The sequence below is a fragment of the Streptomyces sp. NPDC048415 genome, from assembly GCF_040651675.1.
Taxonomy (GTDB): domain Bacteria; phylum Actinomycetota; class Actinomycetes; order Streptomycetales; family Streptomycetaceae; genus Streptomyces.
Genome location: NZ_JBEZKJ010000009.1, coordinates 39,456 through 61,350, shown reverse-complemented (window position 1 = coordinate 61,350; position 21,895 = coordinate 39,456). Strand labels below are relative to the sequence as shown.

Genomic DNA, 21,895 nt, shown 5'->3' with positions numbered 1-21,895 from the left:
GCCCCGTACGCGCGCGTACGGCGACGGCCCGCCCCCTTATGTCAGGGGGCGGGCCGTCGTGCGTGCGGACTAGAGCGCCGGCGCCGGAACGTACGGCGCGAGGTCCGCCGCCAGTTCCTCGTGCACCCGCCCCTTGAGCAGCGTGCCCTCCGGGGTGTGCTCCTCGGAGATCACCTCGCCCTCGTTGTGCGCGCGTGCGACGAGCTTGCCGTGCGTGTACGGCACGAGCGCCTCGATCTCGACCGAGGGGCGTGGCAGCTCGTTGTCGATGAGCGCGAGCAGCTCGGCGATGCCCTGGCCCGTACGGGCCGAGACCGCGATGGAACGCTTCTCGATCCGCATCAGACGCTGGAGCACCAGCGGGTCGGCCGCGTCCGCCTTGTTGATCACCACGATCTCGGGCACCTTCGTCGCGCCGACATCGCGGACGACCTCGCGCACGGCGGCCAGCTGCTCCTCCGGCGCCGGGTGCGAGCCGTCCACCACGTGCAGGATCAGGTCACAGGCGCTGACCTCCTCCATGGTGGAGCGGAACGCCTCGACCAGGTGGTGCGGCAGGTGCCGTACAAAACCGACCGTGTCGGCCAGCGTGTACAGCCGCCCGCTCGGGGTCTCGGCCCGGCGCACGGTCGGGTCGAGGGTCGCGAACAGCGCGTTCTCGACGAGCACGCCCGCGCCGGTGAGGCGGTTGAGCAGGGAGGACTTGCCCGCGTTGGTGTATCCGGCGATGGCGACCGAGGGCACCTTGTTGCGGCGGCGCTCCTGGCGCTTGATCTCGCGGCCCGTCTTCATGTCCGCGATCTCCCGGCGCATCTTCGCCATCTTCTCGCGGATACGACGCCGGTCCGTCTCGATCTTGGTCTCACCGGGACCACGGGTGGCGAGGCCGCCGCCCTTGCCGCCGCCCATCTGGCGGGACAGCGACTGACCCCAGCCTCGCAGCCTCGGCAGCATGTACTGCATCTGCGCGAGCGCGACCTGAGCCTTGCCCTCTCGGGACTTGGCGTGCTGGGCGAAGATGTCGAGGATCAGGGCCGTACGGTCGATGACCTTGACCTTGACGACGTCTTCGAGGTGGATGAGCTGGCCCGGGCTCAGCTCACCGTCGCAGATCACGGTGTCCGCGCCGGTCTCCAGGACGATGTCCCGCAGCTCATTGGCCTTGCCGGAACCGATGTAGGTGGCCGCGTCGGGCTTGTCGCGGCGCTGGACGACGCCGTCGAGCACGAGCGCTCCCGCGGTCTCCGCGAGGGCCGCCAGCTCGGCGAGCGAGTTGTCCGCGTCCTGAATGGTTCCCGAGGTCCAGACACCGACGAGCACCACGCGCTCCAGGCGGAGCTGTCGGTACTCGACCTCGGTGACGTCCTCGAGCTCGGTGGAGAGGCCCGCCACGCGGCGCAGGGCCGCGCGCTCGGAGCGGTCGAACTGGTCGCCGTCCCGGTCTCCGTCGATCTCGTGGCTCCAGGCGACGTCCTCTTCCATCAGGGCATCGGCCCGAAGACCTTCGGGGTAGTTCTGCGCGAAGCTCTGCGCGTCCTGGGAAGGGGAAGAAGAGGAGGTCATTGGATCCTTACGTCGATGGAGAGAGCGATGCGGCGACGGACGCCGCTCGTCAGTGGTAACAACGCCCGAGGCCTCCGGGAGATTCCCGGTTTCCGCCGGGCCAACCCTTCGAGGGGCCGGGCCGCCGACTGGAGGATGGTCGCACGGCTCGGCCCGCCTCGTCATCCGACTTATCAGGCGCCCTTACGCGCCTGTGGGGCTTCGCTCTTCCAGTCCGGATGCCCTGGCATCGGCGGCGTCTTCTCGTCGTACAGCCAGGCCTTGAAGAACCCGCTCAGGTCGCGAGCCGCGACGGCGGACGCGAGGTGCACGAAGTCGGCCGTCGAGGCATCGCCGTCACGGTGGACGCTCACCCACGTCCGCTCCAGGCGTTCGAACGCGGGGCGCCCGATCTCCTGGCGCAGCGCGTACAGGGCCAGCGCCGCGCCGTCGTAGACGTTCGGCCGGAAGATGCTGATCTTCTGGCCGGGCTTGGGAGTCCTGGGCGCCGCGGGCGGCCCTCCGGCGGCCCGCCAGGAGTCGGACGCCTTGTAGGCCGCCTTCATCCGCGCCTCCATGGGCTTGTGCGCCTTCTCCTCGGCGTACAGGGCCTCGTACCAGGTGGCGTGCCCCTCGTTCAGCCACAGGTCGGACCAGGTGCGCGGGCTGACGCTGTCACCGAACCACTGGTGCGACAGCTCATGCACCATGATCGACTCGATGTACCACTTCGGGTACGTGGACTCGGTGAAGAGCTTTCTCTCGAAGAGAGAAAGTGTCTGTGTCTCCAGTTCGAAGCCGGTCTGCGCCTCGGCCATGAGCAGTCCGTACGTCTCAAAGGGGTACGGGCCGACCTTCCCCTCCATCCAGGCGATCTGGTCGGGCGTCTTCTTGAGCCACGGTTCGAGCGTTTGGCGGTCCTTGCTGGGCACGACATCGCGTACGGGCAGACCGTGCGGCCCGGCCCGGTGCAGGACGGCGGAGCGGCCGATGGACACCTGGGCCAGCTCGGTGGCCATGGGGTGCCGCGTCCGGTACGTCCACGTGGTGGACCGGCGGGTACGTTCCGCTCCCTCGGGCAGACCGTTGGCCACGGCCGTGTACCCGTTGGGAGCGGTGACGTGGATGGTGAACATCGCCTTGTCGGAGGGGTGGTCATTGCACGGGAAGACCAGATGCGCGGCGTCGGCCTGGTTGGCCATCGCCAGCCCGTCCTTGGTCCGCACCCAGCCGCCGTCCTGGTTCGCCGCGGTCACCGGGTCGCTGGTGTGGTGCACGACGATCCGCAGCCAGCTGCCCGCGGGCACCGGTTCCGCGGGCGTCACCACCAGGTCCTCTCCGGCGCTGGTGAACGCTGCACGCGCCCCGTTGACCTCGACCGATGCCACTGTTCCGTGCGCGTAGTCGAGGTTGATGCGGTCGAGCGGGGCGGACGTGATGGCCTTGATCGTGGTGACGGCCGCGAGCGGCTTGTCGTTGGTGCCGGGGTAGCTGAAGGCGAGGTCGTACGACTCGACGTCGTATCCGGGGTTGCCCAGATGGGGGAAGAGACGGTCGCCGACGCCGAGAGGCGTGGCCGGGGACGGGGCGCTCGCGGCGATCAGGCAGACGGAGACGGCCGAGGCGAGCAGGGCGGCCTTGATACGGCGGGTCCGGGAGCGTGGGGGCCTGGGGCGGAGGTAGGGCAGCATGGACCACCGCTACCAGCGCGCGCCCGCTCCACAGCGGCGACTCGCGCCTCGCCCACCCGAACGGGTCGTCGGGATGTGGGCTTGTTGCGCGGGCGGGTGCCTGATTGCGGCGGCTGAGTGGGCGGCGCCGCCTGGTCGCTGGTCTCATGACGCGGCCGAAGCCGTGATTGCGGAGGCTGAGCACGTGGCCCCTCGCTTGGTCACCGAGGGTCACTACGCGGCCAACGCCTGGGCGGAGGCTGATCACGCGGTCGGCGTGTGACTACGGACGCTCACTGCGCACCGACGCGTGACTACAGAGGATCACTGCGCCGCCGACACGTGACTACAGAGGATCACTGCGCCGCCCGACACGTGACTACAGAGGATCACTGCGCCGCCATCTGGTTACGGATGCTCATTGCGCGGACGCCGCCTGATGCTGGGCCCGAGTCACGTCGTACACCCCCGGTACGTTGCGCATCGCGCGCATCAGGCCAGGAAGGTGTGCCGCATCCGGGAGTTGGAGCGTGTATGTGTGCCGAACGCGCTGCTGGCTGGGGGGCTCCACCGTCGCCGAGACGATCGCGACTCCCTCCAGGGCGATGGCTTCGGTGAGGTCGGCGAGCAGATGCGGGCGCCCGAAGGACTCGGCGACCAGCGTGACGCGACACTCGGTGGTGTCCCCCCAGCGCACGGCGACCTCCGCGCGCCCCCCGCTCTTCATGCGCTCCACTCCGGCGCACTCCACGCGGTGGACGGTCACCACTCCCCCACGCACGACGAAGCCGGTCACCTCGTCGGGCGGTACTGGGGTACAGCAGCCGGCGAGGCGCACGGAGGCGCCCGGCTGGTCGACGACGGCGTTGGCGGCGGGCCGTGCGACGGGCGTCTCGACGGCCGGCCGGGGAGCCGCGGCCGGGGCCTCGGAGGTCTCCTCGTCGTCGGAAGAGGGATGCGCGGCCAGCCAGCGCTGGATGGCGATCCGCGCGGCGGGCGTGTGCGCGTGCTCCAGCCACTCCCTGGAAGGCTCCGAGGCGGGGTCCTGGCCCATGAGGAGCTGCACGGTGTCGCCGTCCCTCAGGACCGTACTCAGCGTCGCCAGGCGGCCGTTGACGCGTGCGCCGATGCAGGCGTGCGCGTCCTCGCCGTACTGCGCGTACGCCGCGTCCACGCAACTGGCGCCCTCCGGAAGGCCCAACGAGCCACCGTCGGCGCGGAAGACGGTGATCTCGCGGTCCTGGGCGAGGTCTTCACGCAGCGTGGACCAGAACGTGTCCGGGTCCGGCGCGCCTCGCTGCCAGTCGAGCAGCCGGGAGAGCCAGCCGGGGCAGGTGGGGTCCACCCGCTCGCCGTCCACCGGGCGTTCGCCGTCCGCCTGCTCCTCCGAAGGAGGAGCGTAGGGATTGCCGAGCGCGATGACTCCGGCCTCGGCGACCTTGTGCATCTGATGGGTGCGGATGAGGACTTCGGCGACCTCGCCGTCGCCGCGCGCGACGGCCGTGTGCAGCGACTGGTACAGGTTGAACTTGGGTACGGCGATGAAGTCCTTGAACTCCGAGACCACGGGAGTGAGGCAGGTGTGCAGCTCGCCTAGGACTCCGTAGCAGTCGGCGTCCTCGTTCACCAGCACCAGGAGCCGTCCGAAGTCGGCGCCGCGCATGGGGCCCCGCTTGCGCGACACGCGGTGCACCGAGACGAAGTGCCGTGGCCTTATGAGGACTTCGGCCTGGATCCCGGCGTCACGCAGGACCGCGCGCACCTCTTCGGCGATCTCCTCGAGCGGGTCGTCGTCGCGCGCGGCGTTGCCGACGATCAGCTCCCTGGTGTGCTGGTACTCCTCGGGGTGGAGGATCGCGAAGACGAGATCCTCCAGCTCGGTCTTGAGCGCCTGGACGCCGAGCCGCTCGGCGAGCGGGATCAGCACATCCCTGGTCACCTTGGCGATCCGCGCCTGTTTCTCGGGGCGCATGACGCCGAGGGTCCTCATGTTGTGCAGCCGGTCCGCCAGTTTGATCGACATCACGCGGACGTCGTTGCCAGTGGCGACCAGCATCTTGCGGAACGTCTCGGGCTCGGCGGCGGCGCCGTAGTCGACCTTCTCCAGCTTCGTGACGCCGTCGACCAGGTAACAGACCTCGTCGCCGAACTCCTGCCGCACCTGATCGAGCGTCACTTCCGTGTCCTCGACAGTGTCGTGGAGCAGGGAGGCGGTCAACGTCGTGGTCTCCGCGCCGAGTTCGGCGAGGATCAGGGTCACCGCCAGCGGATGCGTGATGTACGGCTCACCGCTTTTGCGCATCTGACCGCGGTGCGAGGACTCGGCCAGGACGTAGGCCCGGCGCAGTGGTTCCAGGTCGGCGTCGGGGTGATGGGCGCGGTGGGCCTCGGCCACATGGCCGATCGCGTCGGGCAGCCGGTCGCGGGCCGCGGGGCCGAGCAGCGCGGCGCGGCCCAGGCGGCGCAGATCGATGCGGGGACGGCCCTTCCTGCGGTGCGCGGCGGGCGTTGCAGGGCCTGGCGTGGCGGGATTCGTCGCCTCCGCACTCATGGGCACCTCCGGCTGCGTAGACCGGCGGACGGGTGCCCCATGGCGTACACGGCTCAGGGGATGGTGTCGATCCCCCGTCCGGGCCGGTGCTTGATGCTACCGAGCCCAACACGCGCGGCTGACCGCCTCTCGCCGAGCGTGAAACGGATCACCCATTCGAGCGACGGTTCAGGAGTTTACGGTTTCGAACTTTTGGAAGGGTGGCCAGCAGGTACAGCCAGCGGCCTGAAAGAGACTCAGCAGCCGTGGCACCAAGCCCGGAAGGGGCTAAGAGATCTACGGCGCCTGATCCGCGAGGGGCTCAGCAGTGCGACGCACCGAGTCGGAGGGTGACTCAGCAATCCGCGGCACCGAGTCCAAGAGGGCTCAACAGGCGACGGCACCGAGCCCAAGAGGGGGCTCAGCAAGCCACGGGACCGAGCCCGAGAGGGACTCAACACGCCACGACACTGAGCCCGAAAAGATCAGCGGCCCACGGCGTCGAACCACGCGCCGTCGATCTCGCCCTCGGCGACGATCACCGCGGGGCCCGTCATCTCGATTTCGCCGTCCGCGCGCTCGGTGATCACCAGGCGTCCGCCGGGCACGTCGACGGTGTACGTCGCCGGGGTGCCGGTCACCGCCGGGTCGGCGCCGTCGCGGCGGGCCGCGGCGACGGCCACGGCGCACGCGCCCGTGCCGCACGACCGGGTCTCCCCGGCGCCGCGCTCGTGGACGCGCAGGGCGACATGGCGCGGACCCCGGTCGACCACGAACTCGACGTTGACCCCTTGCGGGTACGCCGATGCCGGGGTGAACGGCGGCGGCGCGAACAGATCGCCCGCCTGCGCGAGGTCGTCCACGAAGGCGACGGCGTGCGGGTTGCCCATGTTCACGTTGCGGGCGGGCCAGCTGCGCTCGCCGACGCTCACCGTGACGCCCCCTTCGGGGAGGAGCGCCCTGCCCATGCCGACGGTGACGTCTCCGTCCTTGGCGAGGTGCACGGTCTTCACACCCCCTCGCGTCGCGACCGCGATGTCCCCTTCGAGCACATGTCCGGCGCGCTGGAGGTAGCGCGCGAAGACACGCACTCCGTTGCCGCACATCTCCACGGTCGAGCCGTCGCCATTGCGGTAGTCCATGAACCACTCCGCCTCGGCCGCCATGTCCTTGGCCTCGGGATGCGCGGCGGACCGTACGACATGCAGCAGACCGTCACCGCCGATGCCGGCGCGGCGGTCGCACAGGGCGGCGACGGCGGCCGGGGACAGGTCGATGGCGTTGTCCGGGTCCGGGATGATCACGAAGTCGTTCTCGGTCCCGTGGCCCTTGAGGAAGGCGATCCGCGTGCTCATTCCTCGATCGTACGGGGTCGGTACGACACTCCGACCTGCGCGGGCGCCGAGCTGCACGGGCGCCTAGGGGAGCCGTCGGCCCGCCCAGGGAGTCAGCGCAGCCGGGCCACGCGCCACACGGCGAGCACCGCCACCGCCGCGACCACCACGACGTACGCGATCACCACCCGCCAGTCCGGGCGGCGGCCGGAGCCCCGCTGCGGGAAGCCCGGCCAGGTGTAGCCGACCCGGCGGGCGGCCATCATGCCCCAGCCCGCGGCGCACGAGCAGATCAGCAGGCCGAGCATGGCGACCACGGCGCCGCCGTCACCGAACTCGAAGGCCAGCGGGAAGGCGAACATCAGCGAGCCGATCGCGGCCAGCGCCACGATGGGCGCGAGCTGCCAGATGCGCAGCCTGCGCTGCGGGCGCAGCTCGACCTCTACCTCGGGCTCCGGGGACATGGCGTCGGGCTCGGGCCCGTCGGCGGTCACCACGCCCGGAGTGTCCTCGGGGCCGTCGGAACTCAGCCGCTCCCCGTCGGCATCGGTGCCCGGACGTTCCCCGTCCGGATCGATGCCGAGAGGCTCCACGTCCGGACCGATGCTCGGACGATCCCCGTCCGGATCGATGCCGTGCTCAGTGTCTCGTGCAGTGTCGCGAGGGCCGGCCTCCATCGCCACGCGCCCTCCCAACTCGGACTTCACTGGTCGATCGAAGCTCGATGATGGCACGGCCTCAGAGGACGGGATGACGGCCGGAGCGTCCCGATGCCATGACGTGATCAGGCTGTGACCGGTCGTTCGACCAACGCCATTGCGAGCTCGGGGAGTTCTGTGAGATCCGCCGCAGCCCCACTGAGCCAATGCACCCGCGGGTCGCGCCGGAACCAGGAATCCTGCCGGCGCGCGAAGCGCTTGGTGGCGCGCACGGTCTCGGCGCGCGCCTCGTCTTCGGTGCACTCCCCCGCGAGCGCCGCGAGCACCTGCTGATACCCGAGCGCACGCGACGCCGTGCGCCCCGCGCGCAAGCCGTGCGTCTCCAGCGCGCGTACCTCATCGACGAGCCCCGCCTCCCACATTCTGTCGACCCGGCGCGTGATGCGCTCGTCGAGTTCGGGGCGCGTCACGTCGACGCCGATCTGGAGGGTGTCGTAGATGGAGTCGTGGCCCGGAAGGTTGGCCGTGAAGGGCTTCCCGGTGATCTCGATGACTTCGAGGGCGCGGACGATGCGGCGGCCGTTGCTGGGCAGGATCGCCTGGGCCGCCTCGGGGTCGGCCATGGCCAGCCGCGCGTGCAGCGCGCCCGTGCCGCGCAGTGTCAGCTCCTCCTCCAGGCGGGCCCGCACCTGCGGATCGGTGCCGGGGAACTCCAGGTTGTCGACGGCCCCCCGGACGTACAGCCCGGAGCCGCCCACCAGGATCGGCCAGCGGCCCTCGGCGAGCAGGGCGTCGATGCGGGCGCGGGCGAGCCGCTGGTACTCGGCGACGCTGGCCGTGACCGTCACGTCCCAGATGTCCAGGAGGTGATGGGGGATTCCACCGCGTTCCTCGGGCGTCAGCTTGGCGGTGCCGATGTCCATCCCTCGGTACAGCTGCATGGAGTCGGCATTGACGACCTCGCCTCCGAGACGTTGGGCGAGGAAAACGCCCAGATCGGACTTTCCGGCCGCGGTTGGTCCGACGACGGCGATGACTCGGGGGGCGGGGGGTGCGCTACTCACTGCCCCAGTCTCGCAAACCTCACGGACCGTTCTCGAACGAGCTACGTGACGCCACGGGTCCGGTGTCGTTGCCTGTTGCGAGGTTCCAGCCGCCGGTTTGCGAGAGCCGGTGACCCGGGCGACGCAATGGGACGCACCGGGCAACGCGGGATTTCGCCCTCACGAGTAACGTATGGAGTGGATATGGGCGTTTTTGCACGACTTCTCCGGAGGTCGAAGGCTACGGAGGAGGCGTCAACCGCCGAGGCTCAGGCCGCCGCACTGACGGCCGAGTCCGAGGCGGAGGTGGCGGAAGAAGCGAAGGGTTCGTCCGAGACGGAGGGCGAGGCCGCGGCGGAGGAAACCGCCGAGGCCGCCACCACGGAGGACGCCGAGATCCCCAAGCAGCAGACCGCCGACCAGGCCGCCGACAATGAGGCCGACGAGGGCGCCCGCAAGTAACTGGCCCGCGAGGGAAGGTGGACCATGGGTCTCCTGGACAATCTCAAAGCCAAGATGGCGCCTGCCAAGGACAAGGTCTCGGACCTCGCGCAGCAGCACGGGGACAAGGTCAGTCATGGTCTGGACAAGGCCGCGAAGATGGTCGACGAAAAGACCAAGCACAAGTACAGCGACAAGATCCAGACGGGCACGGGCAAGGCCAAGGGCGCCATGGACCGACTCGCGCACAAGGACAGTAGCGGGACCACGCCTCCGCCGGACGCGCCGACCCCGCCTCCGGCATCCTGAAGAACACACATCGGCGGACGGCCGGGACGCGCTCAGGGCTTCCGGCCGTCCGCCGTGTTCAGGGCGCGTACGGGCCTGAGAACCACGTCCGCGGGCCGCCCTCAGGCCCGTACGGCCCAAGGAGCGGCGACTTTCTCGGAAAGGGCTGCTACGACCAGGCCGCCACCAAGTAGCCCACTCCGTACGGCGCGTCGTCGTAAAGCAGGGCGCCGCCCAGCCCCGCGCCCTCGGCCGCGCCCGCGAGGACCTGCCAGGGCGCTCGCCCGGAGACCTTCAGTTCGTACGCCAGCTCGGCGTCCAGCGCCTTGAGGGCCGCCACGTCCGCCGCTGCCAGCGCCCGGGCGACCTTCGCGTCGAAGCCCGCCGCGCGCTCGTCGAGATAGCCCGGCGCCTTGAGCGTCCGGCAGGCGCTGGCGTCGCCCATCACCAGCAGAGCCACCCTCTCGGCCCGCTCGCCGACTTCCCCCCCGACTTGGACACACCGCTCGGCCGCGAGAGGTTCCCCCACGCCCAGCCCCTCGACGGGAGCGTCCGACCAGCCCGTACGTTGCAGCAGCCACGCGGCGACTGCGAGCGGGGGCGGCAGCTCGCGCTCCGACGCACCGGGGCCCGGCACTTCCCCGCCGAGGCGTACGTCGAGATCGACACCAAACCCGCGGAATGAGCCCGGCGTCCCCTGCGGGTGCACCCCGCGCCCGGATTCATCGGCGGGACCCACGACGACCAGCAGGTCGGGACGGGAGGCCGCGAGCACGCCCAGCGCGTCCGTGCACGCCGCGCGCAAGGCGTCCAGCTCGGAAGCAGCGCCGACGGCGACGGCGGGGACGAGCAGCGGGGGGCAGGGGCAGACTGCGGCGGCTACAAGCATGATCGGCAGCGTAACCCCGCGCGGCGGCCGAGTGTCCCTCCTCGATCAGCACGTCCGGGAGATCGATGACCGTGTCACTCGGTGCGACGTGAAGTCAGTCGCAGCCGCAGCCACTGCCCGTCGCGACCGGCAGCGGCTGCGGGGATCCGATCTTCGGCAGGCCCAGCATGACGCCCGCCGGCTTCGCGGCCTCGGCGGCGTTCCGCTTCTCCCACGCGTCCCCCGCGCGCGTGCGGCGCACGTCCAGTACGGCACCCTCGGCGAGCAGGTGATGCGGGGCGGCGTAGGTGATCTCGACGGTGACCACGTCGCCGGGGCGTACCTCGTCGGAGGGCTTGGTGAAGTGGACCAGGCGGTTGTCGGGGGCGCGGCCGGAGAGGCGGTGCGTGGCGCCGTCCTTGCGGCCCTCGCCCTCGGCGACCATCAGCTCCAGGGTGCGGCCGACCTGCTTCTTGTTCTCGTCCCAGGAGATCTCCTCCTGGAGGGCGACGAGACGCTCGTAGCGCGCCTGGACGACCTCCTTGGGGATCTGCCCCTCCATGGTGGCCGCCGGGGTTCCGGGGCGCTTGGAGTACTGGAAGGTGAAGGCCTGCGCGAAGCGGGCCTCGCGGACCGCGTGGAGGGTCTGCTCGAAGTCCTCCTCGGTCTCGCCGGGGAAGCCCACGATGATGTCGGTGGTGATCGCCGCGTGCGGGATGGCCGCCCGCACCTTCTCGATGATCCCCAGGTAGCGGTCCTGGCGGTATGAGCGGCGCATCGCCTTGAGGACGGTGTCGGAGCCCGACTGCATCGGCATGTGCAGCTGCGGCATCACGTTCGGCGTCTGGGCCATGGCGGCGATCACGTCGTCCGTGAAGTCGCGCGGGTGCGGCGAGGTGAAGCGCACACGCTCCAGACCCTCGATCCGGCCGCAGGCCCGGAGCAGCTTGCTGAAGGCTTCACGGTCGCCGATGTCACTGCCGTAAGCGTTTACGTTCTGGCCGAGCAGCGTGATCTCGCAGACGCCCTCGTCCACCAGGGCCTCGATCTCGGCCAGGATGTCGCCGGTCCTGCGGTCCTTCTCCTTGCCGCGCAGCGCCGGGACGATGCAGAACGTGCAGGTGTTGTTGCAGCCGACGGAGATCGACACCCAGGCCGCGTACGCGCTCTCTCGGCGGGTCGGCAGCGTTGACGGGAACGCCTCGAGCGACTCGGCGATCTCGACCTGGGCCTCTTCCTGGACCCGGGCACGCTCCAGGAGGACCGGCAGCTTGCCGATGTTGTGTGTCCCGAAGACAACGTCCACCCAGGGCGCCTTCTTCACGATGGTGTCGCGGTCCTTCTGGGCCAGACAGCCGCCGACGGCGATCTGCATCCCGGGGCGCTTCGTCTTCATCGGGGCGAGCCGGCCGAGGTTGCCGTACAGCCGGTTGTCGGCGTTCTCCCGTACCGCGCACGTGTTGAAGACGACGACGTCCGCGTCCCCGTCCGAACCCTCGGGCGCGCGCACGTAACCGGCGTTCTCGAGGAGGCCGGAGAGCCGTTCGGAGTCATGGACGTTCATCTGGCACCCGTAAGTGCGCACTTCGTATGTCTTGGGGTCCTGAACGTCCACTGCCTGACTCCGGTCGCCGCTGCTCATGTGACAAGGGTAGGCGTTGCCCGGAGTACCTCTGCCGCCCTATGCCTCGGCGGCCGTCCAGCCCTGGCGGCGGAGGATCTCCGAGACATCGGGTGCCCGGTAGTGATCGCCCTTGAGGACCTTGCCGTCGGCCCTGCGGGCGACCCGGCCGTCGGGGCCCAGCTTCGTCATGTTGGACCGGTGGACCTCGGCGATCACCGCGTCGAGGTCGATGCCGTGGACGAGTGCCGTGCCATAGGCCACATACACGACGTCGGCCAGCTCGTGCGCCAGCCGGTCGAGTGGGCCGCTGACCGAGACCTCGGCGACTTCGGCTGCCTCCTCGGCGAGGAGGTCGCCCCGGTGGGCGGCGAGCTCCGGGGCGACCTCCGTCGGGGTGCTGCGGGTGTCGAGGCCGAAGGCGAGGTGGAATGCACGGACCAGGGAGGCGGGAGAGGACTGCATCCGCCGACCCTATCGATGCGCCGGTGCCCTTGATCGCTCCGCCGGGATCGCCCTCTGTGAGCCCGGCCTGGTCACGAGCGCCCCGGGGCTGGCAGGATCGCGCGCATGTTCCAGGCACTCTCCCGTATTGGCCGGCGCCGCGCGCTGCTCGGCTCGGCGACCGCCTTCCTGGTCTTCGGGCTGCTGCTGTGGTGGCTGCTGCCACTGGGCGAGGAGTCGCCGGGCGGGACGATCACGTTCAGCACGGGCACGCCGACAGGGGTGTACGAGAAGTACGGCACGCTCCTTCAGGGCGCCCTCGCCAAGGACATGCCGCGCCTGGACGTGCGGCTGGTGAACAGCGACGGGTCGCAGGAGAACGTCCGGCGGGTGGCCACCGGGAAGGCCGACTTCTCCATCGCGGCGGCCGACGCGGTGGAGACGTACCTCCTTCACGACAAGCCGGGAGCGGACCGGCTGCGCGGCTGCTCCCGGCTCTACGACGACTATGTGCACCTGGTGGTCCCGCGCTCGTCGTCCGTGCGGACGGTGGCGGACCTGCGTGGCAAGAAGGTCGCCGTGGGGCCGAGTGGTTCCGGGGTACGGCTGATAGCGGACCATGTGCTGCGGGCGGCCGGAATCGACCCCGCCCGGGGCATCAAGCCGCTGGCCGATGGCATCGCGACCATGCCCGGCCTGCTCGAGCAGCACAAGATCGACGCCTTCTTCTGGTCCGGCGGCCTGCCGACCAGCGCGGTCCTTGAGCTCTCGAAGAGCTTCGACATACGGCTGGTGCCGATCGGCGGCGACCTCATCAAGAAGCTGCACGGTCAGGGCGGTGCCTCGCGCTACTACCGAGCCGCGGTGATGCCCGCCGATGCCTACCCCAGGGCACAGCGCGGCTCGGCCGTGCAGACGGTGGCCGTGGCCAACTTCCTGATCACCCGCGAGGACGCGGACGCGAAGCTCACTGAGGAGCTCACCCGCACGGTGATCGCCAGCCGCGACCACATCGGCGCCGTGGTGCACGCGGCCCAGCTGGTGGACCTGCGAACAGCCATCTATACGGACCCGCTGCCGCTGCACGAGGGCGCACGACGCTACTACCGGTCGATCAAGCCCTAGCTACCCGCCCATCGGCTTGTACGTATCAGTAGGTACAGACCGGCTACGGTCAGAAGCCGGCCCCGACCTTGGCACCGTCACCGTGACCCTCAGGCCGTGCGGCTCTTGATGGTCGTACGCGATGGTGCCGCCGCCCGCGGCGAGCAGCGCGCGGGAGATGGACAGGCCGAGGCCGGAGCCCTTGATGTTCTGGTGTCCCGCGCTGCGCCAGAAGCGATCGCCGACGCGGACCAGGTCCTCGTCGCTGAGACCAGGGCCGCCGTCGGTGATCACGATCGTCGAGTACTCACCGTTTGAGGCGACCATGACCTCGACCCTCTCCCCCTCGGGGGTGAACTTCACGGCGTTGTCGATCACCGCGTCCAGGGCGCTGGACAGCGTGACCGGATCGGCCCAGGCGGTGGTGGCCGGACAGGTCCCCGTCAGCCGTACGCCCTTCCTCTGGGCGACCGGCTGCCAGGACGCCACGCGCTCGGCCGTCAGCGCGCCGATGTCCGTGAGGGACACGTCCGCCTCGGCGTGCTCGGCGAGCGCCAGGTCGAGGAGGTCGTCGAGGACCTGTCCGAGGCGCTTGCCCTCGGTGCGGACCGACGCGATCTCCTCATTGCCCTCGGGGAGTTCGAGGGCGAGCAGGTCGATGCGCAGCAGCAACGCCGAGAGCGGGTTGCGCAGCTGGTGCGAGGCGTCGGCGACAAAGGCGCGCTGCTGCTCCAGGACGTCCTCGACGTTGTCCGCCATCTCATTGAACGACCGGGCCAGGCGCCTGAGTTCCGGTGGCCCACCGGCGGCCGCGACGCGGGACTTCAGACGTCCGGTCGCGATGTCGTGCGTGGTGGCGTCGAGGACGCGTACGGGCCTGAGTACCCAGCCGGTGAGTCGGAGCGCGGCGCCGACGGCGAGCAGCATCGCGGTGACCTCGCCCGCGCCGATGATCAGCCAGCCGTGCAGGGTCTTCGAACGCATCTGCCCGGTGGGCGAGTCGGTGACGACGACGGCCATGACGTCGCCGTCCCTGATCACCGGAGAGGCCACGACGAGACGGTGGCGTTGCCACGGCCAGACCTGCTCGGGGTCGTGGCTGCGGCGGCTGACGAGCGCCTCGTTGTACGCGTCGCGCGCCTCGCCCGTCTTGGGCAGGACCCAGGTCTCCGGGGCGTTGGCCATGGGCTTGGCGTTGCGGTAGAAGACGCCGGCCCGGATGCCGTACACGCTGTAGTAGCGAGCGAGTTCCTTGCGCAGGGTCTCGCGGCGTTCGTCCGTGAGGCCCACCGGGGCGCTGGACGACGAGTCGGTCGAGGAGTCCGTCGGCGAGTCGGTGACGAACTGCGCGAGGGCCGCGAAGCGCGCCGTGTCGTCGATACGGTCGACGACCACCCGTTGCTGCTGGGCGGCCGCGACACTCACGGCGAGCGGAATGCCCAGCGCGAGCAGCACGGCGGCCATCAGGACGATGAGCAGCGGCAGAAGACGTGTGCGCACCCGTGCCCGCTACGCCGCAGGGGCGACGAGCCGGTACCCGACGCCGCGCACGGTCTCGATCAACGCCGGCATGCGCAACTTGGAGCGCAGGGACGCGACATGCACCTCCAGGGTGCGCCCGGTCCCCTCCCAACTGGTGCGCCACACCTCGCTGATGATCTGCTCGCGGCGGAACACCACTCCGGGGCGCTGGGCCAGCAGCGCGAGAAGGTCGAACTCCTTGCGGGTCAGTTGGACGATCAAACCATCCACGGTGACCTGGCGGTTGGGGAGTTCGATGCGCACGGGCCCGAGTCGCAGCCCCGTCTCGCCGGGGACCGATGCGTCATCGGACACGCTGCGCCGGCTGACGGCATGGATACGGGCGAGCAGCTCCCCCGTGTCGTACGGCTTCACCACGTAGTCGTCGGCGCCGAGGTTGAGGCCATGGATCCGGGAGCGTACGTCGGCCCGCGCGGTGACCATGATCACGGGGGTGCCGGTCCGCTTGCGGATCTTGCCGCAGACCTCGTAGCCGTCCTGGTCGGGCAGGCCCAGGTCGAGCAGGACGACACCGAAGCCGTCGCTCTCCGGGACCAGCGCCTGCAGGGCCTCCTCGCCGCTGCGAGCGTGCGTGACGTCGAAGCCGTGCCGCGCGAGTACCGCGGACAGGGCGGCGGCGACATGGTTGTCATCCTCGACGAGGAGCAGTCTCATTCCGGCCCCCTCCGGTTCATCGGTCGTACGGTCTCGGCTTGTAGAACGCGGTGCGCGCGCGCATGCACCATGGAAGTCACGCCGATGGACAGGACGGCGTCAAGGGACTTCCGGTTGCGGAGGGCTACCGTTATCCAGCCGGTACGCGCTCGTGTACGCCTGCTACGACACGTGTCCGATTGCTATCGGATCGTGATGCTCAAGTTCCCCTCAGATGTAATGACGCTGGTAGTACGGGGTTACTACTGTCCTCCGAAACCGAGGAGGACGGAGCCCAAAAGCGATGACCGAAGTATCGGTGGCCAAGGACGCGGTGGCCGCGACCGAGGAACTGGTCGTCCTGAAGAGCGTCAACAAGCACTTCGGCGCGTTGCACGTGCTCCAGGACATCGACCTGACGATCGCCCGTGGCGAGGTCGTCGTGGTCATCGGGCCCTCCGGGTCCGGGAAGTCCACCCTGTGCCGCACCATCAACCGCCTGGAGACGATCGATTCGGGCGACATCTTGATCGACGGCAAGCCGCTGGCCGAGGAGGGCAAGGCGCTCGCCCGGCTGCGGGCCGACGTGGGGATGGTCTTCCAGTCCTTCAACCTCTTCGCGCATAAGACGGTGCTCGAGAACGTGATGCTGGGTCAGATCAAGGTCCGCAAGGCCGACAAGAAGGCCGCCGAGGAGAAGGCACGCACACTGCTCGACCGCGTCGGCGTCGGCACACAGGCGGACAAGTACCCCGCTCAGCTGTCGGGCGGTCAGCAGCAGCGTGTCGCGATCGCGCGGGCGCTGGCGATGGGCCCGAAGGTCATGCTCTTCGACGAGCCGACCTCGGCACTGGACCCCGAGATGATCAACGAGGTCCTCGAAGTCATGCAGCAGCTCGCTCGGGACGGCATGACCATGATCGTCGTCACCCATGAAATGGGCTTCGCTCGTTCGGCTGCCAACCGAGTGGTGTTCATGGCCGACGGTCGCATCGTCGAACAGGCTGTGCCGGACCAGTTCTTCAGCAACCCGCGCAGCGACCGGGCCAAGGACTTCCTGTCGAAGATCCTGCACCACTGACGTCCTGCACTTCTTCACTTCTGAAGTTCATCGATGAAGTTCATTACTGAAGACCTCACTTTCATTACTGAAGAACTGCATCTCTTCACCACGCAAAGGATGTTCACCATGAAGCTCCGCAAGGTCACCGCCGCCTCGGCCGTCGCCCTCACCCTCGCGGTCACCGCCACGGCGTGCGGCTCCGACAACAAGAACGACAGCGGCTCCTCGGGCGGCGGCAAGATCAAGATCGGCATCAAGTACGACCAGCCCGGCCTTGGCCTGAAGGAGCCGAACGGTTCCTTCTCCGGCTTCGACGTGGACGTGGCGACCTACGTCGCCAAGCAACTCGGCTACAAGCCCAACCAGATCGAGTTCGTCGAGACCAAGAGTGCCGACCGCGAGAACGCGCTCGCCCGCGGTGACGTCAAGTTCATCGCGGCCACGTACTCGATCACCGACGAGCGCAAGCAGAAGGTCGACTTCGCCGGCCCCTACCTGCTGGCCCACCAGGACCTGCTGGTCAAGGCGAACTCCAACATCTCCAAGGCCACGGACCTCAACGGCAAGAAGCTCTGTTCCGTGACCGGCTCCACCTCGGCGCAGAACATCCACGACACAATCGCCCCGAAGGCCAACCTGCGCGAGTACAGCGGCTATTCGGAGTGCATCGCCGGCCTGCAGAGCGGCGCCGTGGACGCGGTGACCACCGACGACTCGATCCTCGCGGGCTTCGCCGCCCAGGACAAGTACAAGGGCCAGTTCAAGCTCGCGGGGCTCAAGCTGAGCAACGAGAACTACGGCATCGGTGTCAAGAAGGGCGACACCACCACGGTGAACAAGATCAACACCGCGCTGGAGAAGATGGTCAGCGACGGCTCCTGGCAGAAGGCCGTCTCCAAGAACTTCGGTCCGGCCAACTACAAGAACGAGCAGGCCCCGAAGATCGGCAACATCGTCAAGTAACGCGGAATTCCGCCGACGAAGGAATCCCGCGGGTAACGCGGAATTCCGCAGGCGCGCCGCCGCCCGCCGCGATCACGGTGGCGGCGCGCCGCGTCCTCCACGTACGTCACATACCCGGAAGCGCGGGAGATCGTGTTCGACTTTCTTCAAGGTTATGACGTCCTCGGGGCGTTCTGGACGACGGTAAAACTCGCCGCCCTGTCCGCCGTCGGCTCCCTGGTCTGGGGCACCTTGCTGGCCGGGATGCGGGTCAGTCCGGTCCCGCTCATGCGCGGATTCGGCACCGCCTACGTGAACATCGTCCGGAACATCCCCCTGACGGTCATCATCGTCTTCACCTCGCTCGGCCTCGCCGACATCTTCGGCGTGACGATGGGCACCTCCGACTTCAAAGTCCAGGGCTTCCGGCTGGCGGTGCTCGGTCTCATCGCCTACCACGCGGCCTTCGTCTGCGAAGCGCTGCGCTCCGGCATCAACACCGTGCCGGTCGGACAGGCCGAGGCGGCGCGCGCCATCGGGTTGAGCTTCAGCCAGGTCCTGAGACTCATCATCCTGCCGCAGGCCTTTCGCTCCGTCATCGGGCCGCTGGCCAACGTACTGATCGCACTGACCAAGAACACGACCGTGGCGGCCGCCATCGGTGTGGCCGAGGCCGCCAGCCTGATGAAGAGCATGATCGAGAACGAGGCCCAGACGGTGGCCATCGGCGCGGTCTTCGCCTTCGGCTTCGTGGTACTGACCCTTCCCACCGGCCTCTTCCTCGGCTGGCTGAGCAAGCGACTGGCGGTGAAGCGATGACCTCCGTTCTATACGACGCCCCCGGCACCCGCGCCAAGCGGCGCAATCTGCTCCTGTCGGTGGTCTTCTTCGTCCTCTTGGCCCTGTTCCTGTGGTGGATCTGGCAGACGATGGACGACAAGGGCCAGTTGAAGTGGTCCCTGTGGGAGCCGTTCACCACCTCCCAGGCATGGACGACGTATCTGCTGCCGGGCCTGCGCAACACGCTGAAGGCCGCGGCGCTCGCCATGGTCATCGCGCTCCCCCTGGGCGCGTTCTTCGGCATCGCACGCATGTCCGACCACCGGTGGGTCCGCGTACCGGCCGGTATGGTGGTCGAATTCTTCCGGGCCATCCCGGTGCTGCTGCTGATGCTGTTCGCCAACGAGTTCTACGTCCGCTCCAGCAACCTCAGCAGCGAGGAGCGGCCCCTCTACGCGGTCGTCACCGGGCTCGTGCTCTACAACGCCTCGGTCCTCGCCGAGATCGTACGGGCCGGCATCCTCGCCCTGCCAAAGGGGCAGACGGAGGCCGCGTTCGCGATCGGTCTGCGCAAGGGTCAGACGATGACCAGCATCCTGCTCCCGCAGGCCGTCACCGCCATGCTGCCGGCCATCGTCAGCCAGCTCGTGGTCATCGTGAAGGACACTGCCCTGGGCGGCGTGATACTGGCGTACCCCGAGCTGCTCAACGCGCGCAGCACGGCCGCGGCCAATTACGCCGACGTCTTCCAGAGCTTCATCGTGGTGGCCGCGATCTACATCGTGCTGAACTTCGCCCTCACCAGCTTCGCCTCTTGGCTGGAGGGCAGGCTGCGGCGCGGCAAGAAGTCGACTGGCGCGGTGCTCCCGGCAGATGATGCGGGGATCGCGGGCACCGCGGCGACGGGCGTGGGTGGTGCCGCCTTCTGACGGCAATTGATCGCGTAGCGCGTATGGGAGTGGCCCACCAGATGTCTGGTGGGCCACGTGACTTGTTGCGGCCGTGCCCTTCGGCCTGTTCGGCGTCGACGTCATTTCCCCCTTGAAGAGCGCGCGCATCGCCTGCAGTCCGAAGACACCTCCAGCCACGTTCACGGGCTCGGCTACTCGCACTCGTCGCGTTGTCCGGCCGGGGGGCACCTTTTGTGCGTCCGGCTTGACCGGGTGGCGTGCAGTCTGTTGCATACGTTCTGTGATCGTGCACCCCGCTCCAACTGCCTGTTCCCGTACGTTCCTCAGGACACCGCTCCGGGCAGGGGGCGCCGCGCCGTGGACCCGGTGATCATCGTCGGAGCGGGGCCCGTCGGGCTCACGCTCGCCCTTGGGCTGGCCCGCCAGGAGGTCCCCACGGTGGTCCTCGACGAGGGTCCGGGCAAGGACGAACAGCGGCTCGCCCGGACCGTGGTGCTGCGCGAGGACACGGCCGCGCTCGTCGAGCGGCTGACGGGCTTCCCCGTCTCGCAGGAGGGTTTCCGTTGGGCCGGATGGCGGTCGCTGCGACGCAAGCAGGTGATGCGCGAGATCACGTTCGGCGAGGGGACCGCCGCGGATGCGGACGGCGCGGAGATGCCCTCCGCCCCGCTGCACATCGCCCAGCACGCCCTGACCGGCGCCCTTCGCGATGCCGTCGCGCGGGAGCGGCTGATCAAGGTCGTCGTGGACAGCCGCCTCGACTCCTTGGAGCAGGAGACGTCCGGCGTCACCGCGCACACGCGCGGGCCCAGGGGCACCTGGTGGCGCGGCAGTTACCTGGTCGGCTGCGACGGAACGCGCTCCACCGTGCGCAAGCTCCAAGACATCCGCTTCCCCGGACGCACGGCCGTCGAGCGACACGCCGTAGCGGCGCTGCGTACGGAACTTCCGTGGCCCGGCGAGGCGTTGTTGCACCGGATGCCGCCGTGGCGGACGTCGGGCCCCTCGGCCGGGGAGGTGACCGCGCGCCCCCTCGCCGACGACACGTGGCGTCTGGACTGGCTGCTCCCCCCGGGCCAGGACCTGGTCACGCCCGAACTGCTGGTGGCGCGCATCCGGGAGACCCTCGCGGGCTGGAGCGGGGGCTCCACACCCCCCTACGAACTGCTCGACACCGGTGTCCATACCGTCCATCACCGTCTCGCCCGACGGTGGCGCGTCGGCCGTGTCTTCCTCGCCGGGGACGCCGCGCACCTGCTGGGCGCGCTCGGCACGCACGGCCTGGACGAGGGCCTGCGAGACGCCGACAACCTCGCCTGGAAGCTGGCCCTCGCCTGGCATCACGGCCCGCACGAGGCGCTCCTCGACAGCTACCAGGCGGAGCGACGCGCCGTCGTCGCAGCCCGGCTGCGCGCCGCCGACCAGGCGATGCCGCTGTTGCGCGGCGGCGGGGGGCTGCGCGCCTACGTCCCCGGGTCGGCCCGCGGCCACGACGCGCTGCTCACGGACGGCCATCTGGGGCGCGGCCTCCTGGGCGCGCCGGGGGCGTACGCCGATTCACCGCTCGCGCCTCCGCGCGCCGAGTCGGTGACTCCCGTGGGCACGGCGCCCGGCGCGCCGGTCGTCGACGTACGGGTGACCGCGGAGGACGGCTCGTTCGTGCGGCTGCGGGACCGGCTCGGGCGTGGGGTGCTGCTCACGGTCCTCATCGCTCCGGGTACGGCCGTCTGGGACCGTAGGCACTGGGTGACGGCCGGGATCATGCCCCGGCTCGCCGCCGCCGTCACCGCGCTGCCGCACCCCGCCGAACTGCTGGTCGCCGAGAACTATCCGGGCGCGGCAGCACACACCGTGCTCCTCGTCCGCCCCGACGGCCACCTGGTCACCGCCTTCGGCGGGGTACGCCCGGCCGACCTGTACGAGGCGGCCGAGGCGACGCTGGGCGGACCGACGAAGGCGGAGGCTACGGCGAGTACGGGCTGAGCGAGGGCTGAGTCCGCGGTGACGGCCCGGCCCTGGGGACGCGGTGGGGAGCCGTGGTGATCGTCCGGGCCACCCGGGATCCGGCCCCGCTCGAGTCCCGCCTACGCGGGGCCGTGATGATCGTCCAGGCCCCCGGGATCCGACCCGCTCGAGTCCCGCCTGTGCGGGGCCGTGGTGATCGTCCATCCACCGGGATCCGGCTCGCCCCTGCCCCGCCCTGCCCCGCCCCGCCCGAGCCTGCCGACCCCCGAAACCGCCCGTGACCTGCCGCTCAGGGGTGGCGGCCGACCGAAGCCAAGGCCGTCGGCCGCACCCGCCGTCACCGTGCGTCCACATAGTGACGGTGAGTTGACCGGCCCGCAGCGCCATGGTGTACTCCGGATCGTGACCGACACCTGTGTGCGCCTGTGGCGGAGGGTCCATATGGACCTCGTCCGCTATGCGGGCTGCGTGTGTCGCCCGTCCTGCTGAACTCGCATCCCACTTCTTCCGCGCGC

General features: G+C 69.6%; 20 protein-coding genes. 9 read left to right on the top strand and 11 right to left on the bottom strand.

The window, feature by feature from the left end:
• Positions 1-69: 69 nt before the first annotated feature.
• The 6 genes from hflX to miaA form a co-directional block, all read right to left on the bottom strand.
• A complete protein-coding gene (gene hflX, locus AB0D27_RS09515; protein WP_362504485.1) occupies positions 70-1,563 on the bottom strand; it encodes a GTPase HflX in 1,494 nt (497 codons plus the stop codon).
• Positions 1,564-1,736: 173 nt separating this feature from the next.
• Entirely contained in the window at positions 1,737-3,233 is a 1,497-nt protein-coding gene (locus AB0D27_RS09510; RefSeq protein ID WP_362504482.1) for a M1 family metallopeptidase, read from the bottom strand.
• A 397-nt stretch (positions 3,234-3,630) separates the two neighbouring features.
• Positions 3,631-5,763 (bottom strand): HD domain-containing protein, encoded by a 2,133-nt coding sequence (locus tag AB0D27_RS09505; RefSeq protein ID WP_362504479.1) that lies wholly within the window; start codon positions 5,761-5,763, stop codon positions 3,631-3,633.
• Between the two features lie 464 nt (positions 5,764-6,227).
• On the bottom strand, positions 6,228-7,097 hold the full coding sequence (gene dapF, locus AB0D27_RS09500; RefSeq protein WP_362504476.1) for a diaminopimelate epimerase: 870 nt from the start codon (positions 7,095-7,097) through the stop codon (positions 6,228-6,230).
• A 92-nt stretch (positions 7,098-7,189) separates the two neighbouring features.
• The gene (locus AB0D27_RS09495) at positions 7,190-7,753 is read right to left on the bottom strand and encodes a hypothetical protein (RefSeq protein ID WP_362504693.1); all 564 of its coding nucleotides are present in this window, start codon (positions 7,751-7,753) and stop codon (positions 7,190-7,192) included.
• Positions 7,754-7,860: 107 nt separating this feature from the next.
• Positions 7,861-8,799: a tRNA (adenosine(37)-N6)-dimethylallyltransferase MiaA gene (miaA, locus tag AB0D27_RS09490; protein ID WP_362504473.1), complete on the bottom strand. Its 939-nt coding sequence runs from the start codon at positions 8,797-8,799 to the stop codon at positions 7,861-7,863.
• A 183-nt stretch (positions 8,800-8,982) separates the two neighbouring features.
• Between miaA and AB0D27_RS09485 the strand changes: the two genes are divergently transcribed.
• Positions 8,983-9,240 (top strand): hypothetical protein, encoded by a 258-nt coding sequence (locus AB0D27_RS09485; RefSeq protein WP_362504470.1) that lies wholly within the window; start codon positions 8,983-8,985, stop codon positions 9,238-9,240.
• Between the two features lie 24 nt (positions 9,241-9,264).
• Positions 9,265-9,528 (top strand): antitoxin, encoded by a 264-nt coding sequence (locus AB0D27_RS09480; RefSeq protein ID WP_362504467.1) that lies wholly within the window; start codon positions 9,265-9,267, stop codon positions 9,526-9,528.
• A 148-nt stretch (positions 9,529-9,676) separates the two neighbouring features.
• On the opposite strand, the gene AB0D27_RS09475 is transcribed toward AB0D27_RS09480, so the two are convergent.
• From AB0D27_RS09475 to AB0D27_RS09465, 3 genes are all read right to left on the bottom strand, one after another.
• Positions 9,677-10,396: a class III extradiol dioxygenase subunit B-like domain-containing protein gene (locus AB0D27_RS09475; protein WP_362504463.1), complete on the bottom strand. Its 720-nt coding sequence runs from the start codon at positions 10,394-10,396 to the stop codon at positions 9,677-9,679.
• Between the two features lie 94 nt (positions 10,397-10,490).
• A complete protein-coding gene (gene miaB, locus AB0D27_RS09470; protein WP_362504461.1) occupies positions 10,491-12,017 on the bottom strand; it encodes a tRNA (N6-isopentenyl adenosine(37)-C2)-methylthiotransferase MiaB in 1,527 nt (508 codons plus the stop codon).
• A gap of 39 nt (positions 12,018-12,056) precedes the next feature.
• The gene (locus AB0D27_RS09465; protein ID WP_362504458.1) at positions 12,057-12,461 is read right to left on the bottom strand and encodes a MazG nucleotide pyrophosphohydrolase domain-containing protein; all 405 of its coding nucleotides are present in this window, start codon (positions 12,459-12,461) and stop codon (positions 12,057-12,059) included.
• A gap of 105 nt (positions 12,462-12,566) precedes the next feature.
• Between AB0D27_RS09465 and AB0D27_RS09460 the strand changes: the two genes are divergently transcribed.
• Positions 12,567-13,565 (top strand): TAXI family TRAP transporter solute-binding subunit, encoded by a 999-nt coding sequence (locus AB0D27_RS09460; RefSeq protein WP_362504455.1) that lies wholly within the window; start codon positions 12,567-12,569, stop codon positions 13,563-13,565.
• On the opposite strand, the gene AB0D27_RS09455 is transcribed toward AB0D27_RS09460, so the two are convergent.
• Together AB0D27_RS09455 and AB0D27_RS09450 are read right to left on the bottom strand one after the other, a co-directional pair.
• Complete coding sequence (locus AB0D27_RS09455; protein WP_362504452.1) at positions 13,566-15,044, bottom strand: HAMP domain-containing sensor histidine kinase; 1,479 nt, start codon at positions 15,042-15,044, stop codon at positions 13,566-13,568.
• Between the two features lie 9 nt (positions 15,045-15,053).
• Positions 15,054-15,740 carry a response regulator transcription factor gene (locus tag AB0D27_RS09450; protein WP_362504449.1) on the bottom strand — a complete coding sequence of 229 codons (687 nt, stop codon included), beginning with the start codon at positions 15,738-15,740 and terminating at the stop codon, positions 15,054-15,056.
• Between the two features lie 283 nt (positions 15,741-16,023).
• Here AB0D27_RS09450 and AB0D27_RS09445 point away from each other — a divergent pair, with 283 nt between their 5' ends.
• The 6 genes from AB0D27_RS09445 (at position 16,024) to AB0D27_RS09420 (ending at position 21,869) form a co-directional block, all read left to right on the top strand.
• A complete protein-coding gene (locus AB0D27_RS09445; RefSeq protein ID WP_362504446.1) occupies positions 16,024-16,800 on the top strand; it encodes an amino acid ABC transporter ATP-binding protein in 777 nt (258 codons plus the stop codon).
• 108 nt (positions 16,801-16,908) lie between these two features.
• Positions 16,909-17,745 carry a glutamate ABC transporter substrate-binding protein gene (locus AB0D27_RS09440; protein WP_362504443.1) on the top strand — a complete coding sequence of 279 codons (837 nt, stop codon included), beginning with the start codon at positions 16,909-16,911 and terminating at the stop codon, positions 17,743-17,745.
• A 132-nt stretch (positions 17,746-17,877) separates the two neighbouring features.
• Entirely contained in the window at positions 17,878-18,543 is a 666-nt protein-coding gene (locus AB0D27_RS09435; protein ID WP_362504440.1) for an amino acid ABC transporter permease, read from the top strand.
• On the top strand, positions 18,540-19,433 hold the full coding sequence (locus tag AB0D27_RS09430; protein ID WP_362504437.1) for an amino acid ABC transporter permease: 894 nt from the start codon (positions 18,540-18,542) through the stop codon (positions 19,431-19,433). Before AB0D27_RS09435 ends, AB0D27_RS09430 begins: the two co-directional genes overlap by 4 nt.
• Before the next feature lie 339 nt (positions 19,434-19,772).
• Positions 19,773-21,398 carry an FAD-dependent monooxygenase gene (locus AB0D27_RS09425; protein WP_362504434.1) on the top strand — a complete coding sequence of 542 codons (1,626 nt, stop codon included), beginning with the start codon at positions 19,773-19,775 and terminating at the stop codon, positions 21,396-21,398.
• A gap of 171 nt (positions 21,399-21,569) precedes the next feature.
• The gene (locus AB0D27_RS09420; RefSeq protein ID WP_362504431.1) at positions 21,570-21,869 is read left to right on the top strand and encodes a putative leader peptide; all 300 of its coding nucleotides are present in this window, start codon (positions 21,570-21,572) and stop codon (positions 21,867-21,869) included.
• Positions 21,870-21,895 lie beyond the last annotated feature (26 nt).

Coding starts and splice junctions, on each gene's coding strand:
- hflX (WP_362504485.1), bottom strand. CDS start 1,563: ATGACCTCCTCTTCTTCCCCTTCCCAGGACGCGCAGAGCTTCGCGCAG.
- AB0D27_RS09510 (WP_362504482.1), bottom strand. CDS start 3,233: ATGCTGCCCTACCTCCGCCCCAGGCCCCCACGCTCCCGGACCCGCCGT.
- AB0D27_RS09505 (WP_362504479.1), bottom strand. CDS start 5,763: ATGAGTGCGGAGGCGACGAATCCCGCCACGCCAGGCCCTGCAACGCCC.
- dapF (WP_362504476.1), bottom strand. CDS start 7,097: ATGAGCACGCGGATCGCCTTCCTCAAGGGCCACGGGACCGAGAACGAC.
- AB0D27_RS09495 (WP_362504693.1), bottom strand. CDS start 7,753: ATGGAGGCCGGCCCTCGCGACACTGCACGAGACACTGAGCACGGCATC.
- AB0D27_RS09485 (WP_362504470.1), top strand. CDS start 8,983: ATGGGCGTTTTTGCACGACTTCTCCGGAGGTCGAAGGCTACGGAGGAG.
- AB0D27_RS09480 (WP_362504467.1), top strand. CDS start 9,265: ATGGGTCTCCTGGACAATCTCAAAGCCAAGATGGCGCCTGCCAAGGAC.
- AB0D27_RS09475 (WP_362504463.1), bottom strand. CDS start 10,396: ATGCTTGTAGCCGCCGCAGTCTGCCCCTGCCCCCCGCTGCTCGTCCCC.
- miaB (WP_362504461.1), bottom strand. CDS start 12,017: ATGAGCAGCGGCGACCGGAGTCAGGCAGTGGACGTTCAGGACCCCAAG.
- AB0D27_RS09465 (WP_362504458.1), bottom strand. CDS start 12,461: ATGCAGTCCTCTCCCGCCTCCCTGGTCCGTGCATTCCACCTCGCCTTC.
- AB0D27_RS09460 (WP_362504455.1), top strand. CDS start 12,567: ATGTTCCAGGCACTCTCCCGTATTGGCCGGCGCCGCGCGCTGCTCGGC.
- AB0D27_RS09450 (WP_362504449.1), bottom strand. CDS start 15,740: ATGAGACTGCTCCTCGTCGAGGATGACAACCATGTCGCCGCCGCCCTG.
- AB0D27_RS09445 (WP_362504446.1), top strand. CDS start 16,024: ATGACCGAAGTATCGGTGGCCAAGGACGCGGTGGCCGCGACCGAGGAA.
- AB0D27_RS09440 (WP_362504443.1), top strand. CDS start 16,909: ATGAAGCTCCGCAAGGTCACCGCCGCCTCGGCCGTCGCCCTCACCCTC.
- AB0D27_RS09430 (WP_362504437.1), top strand. CDS start 18,540: ATGACCTCCGTTCTATACGACGCCCCCGGCACCCGCGCCAAGCGGCGC.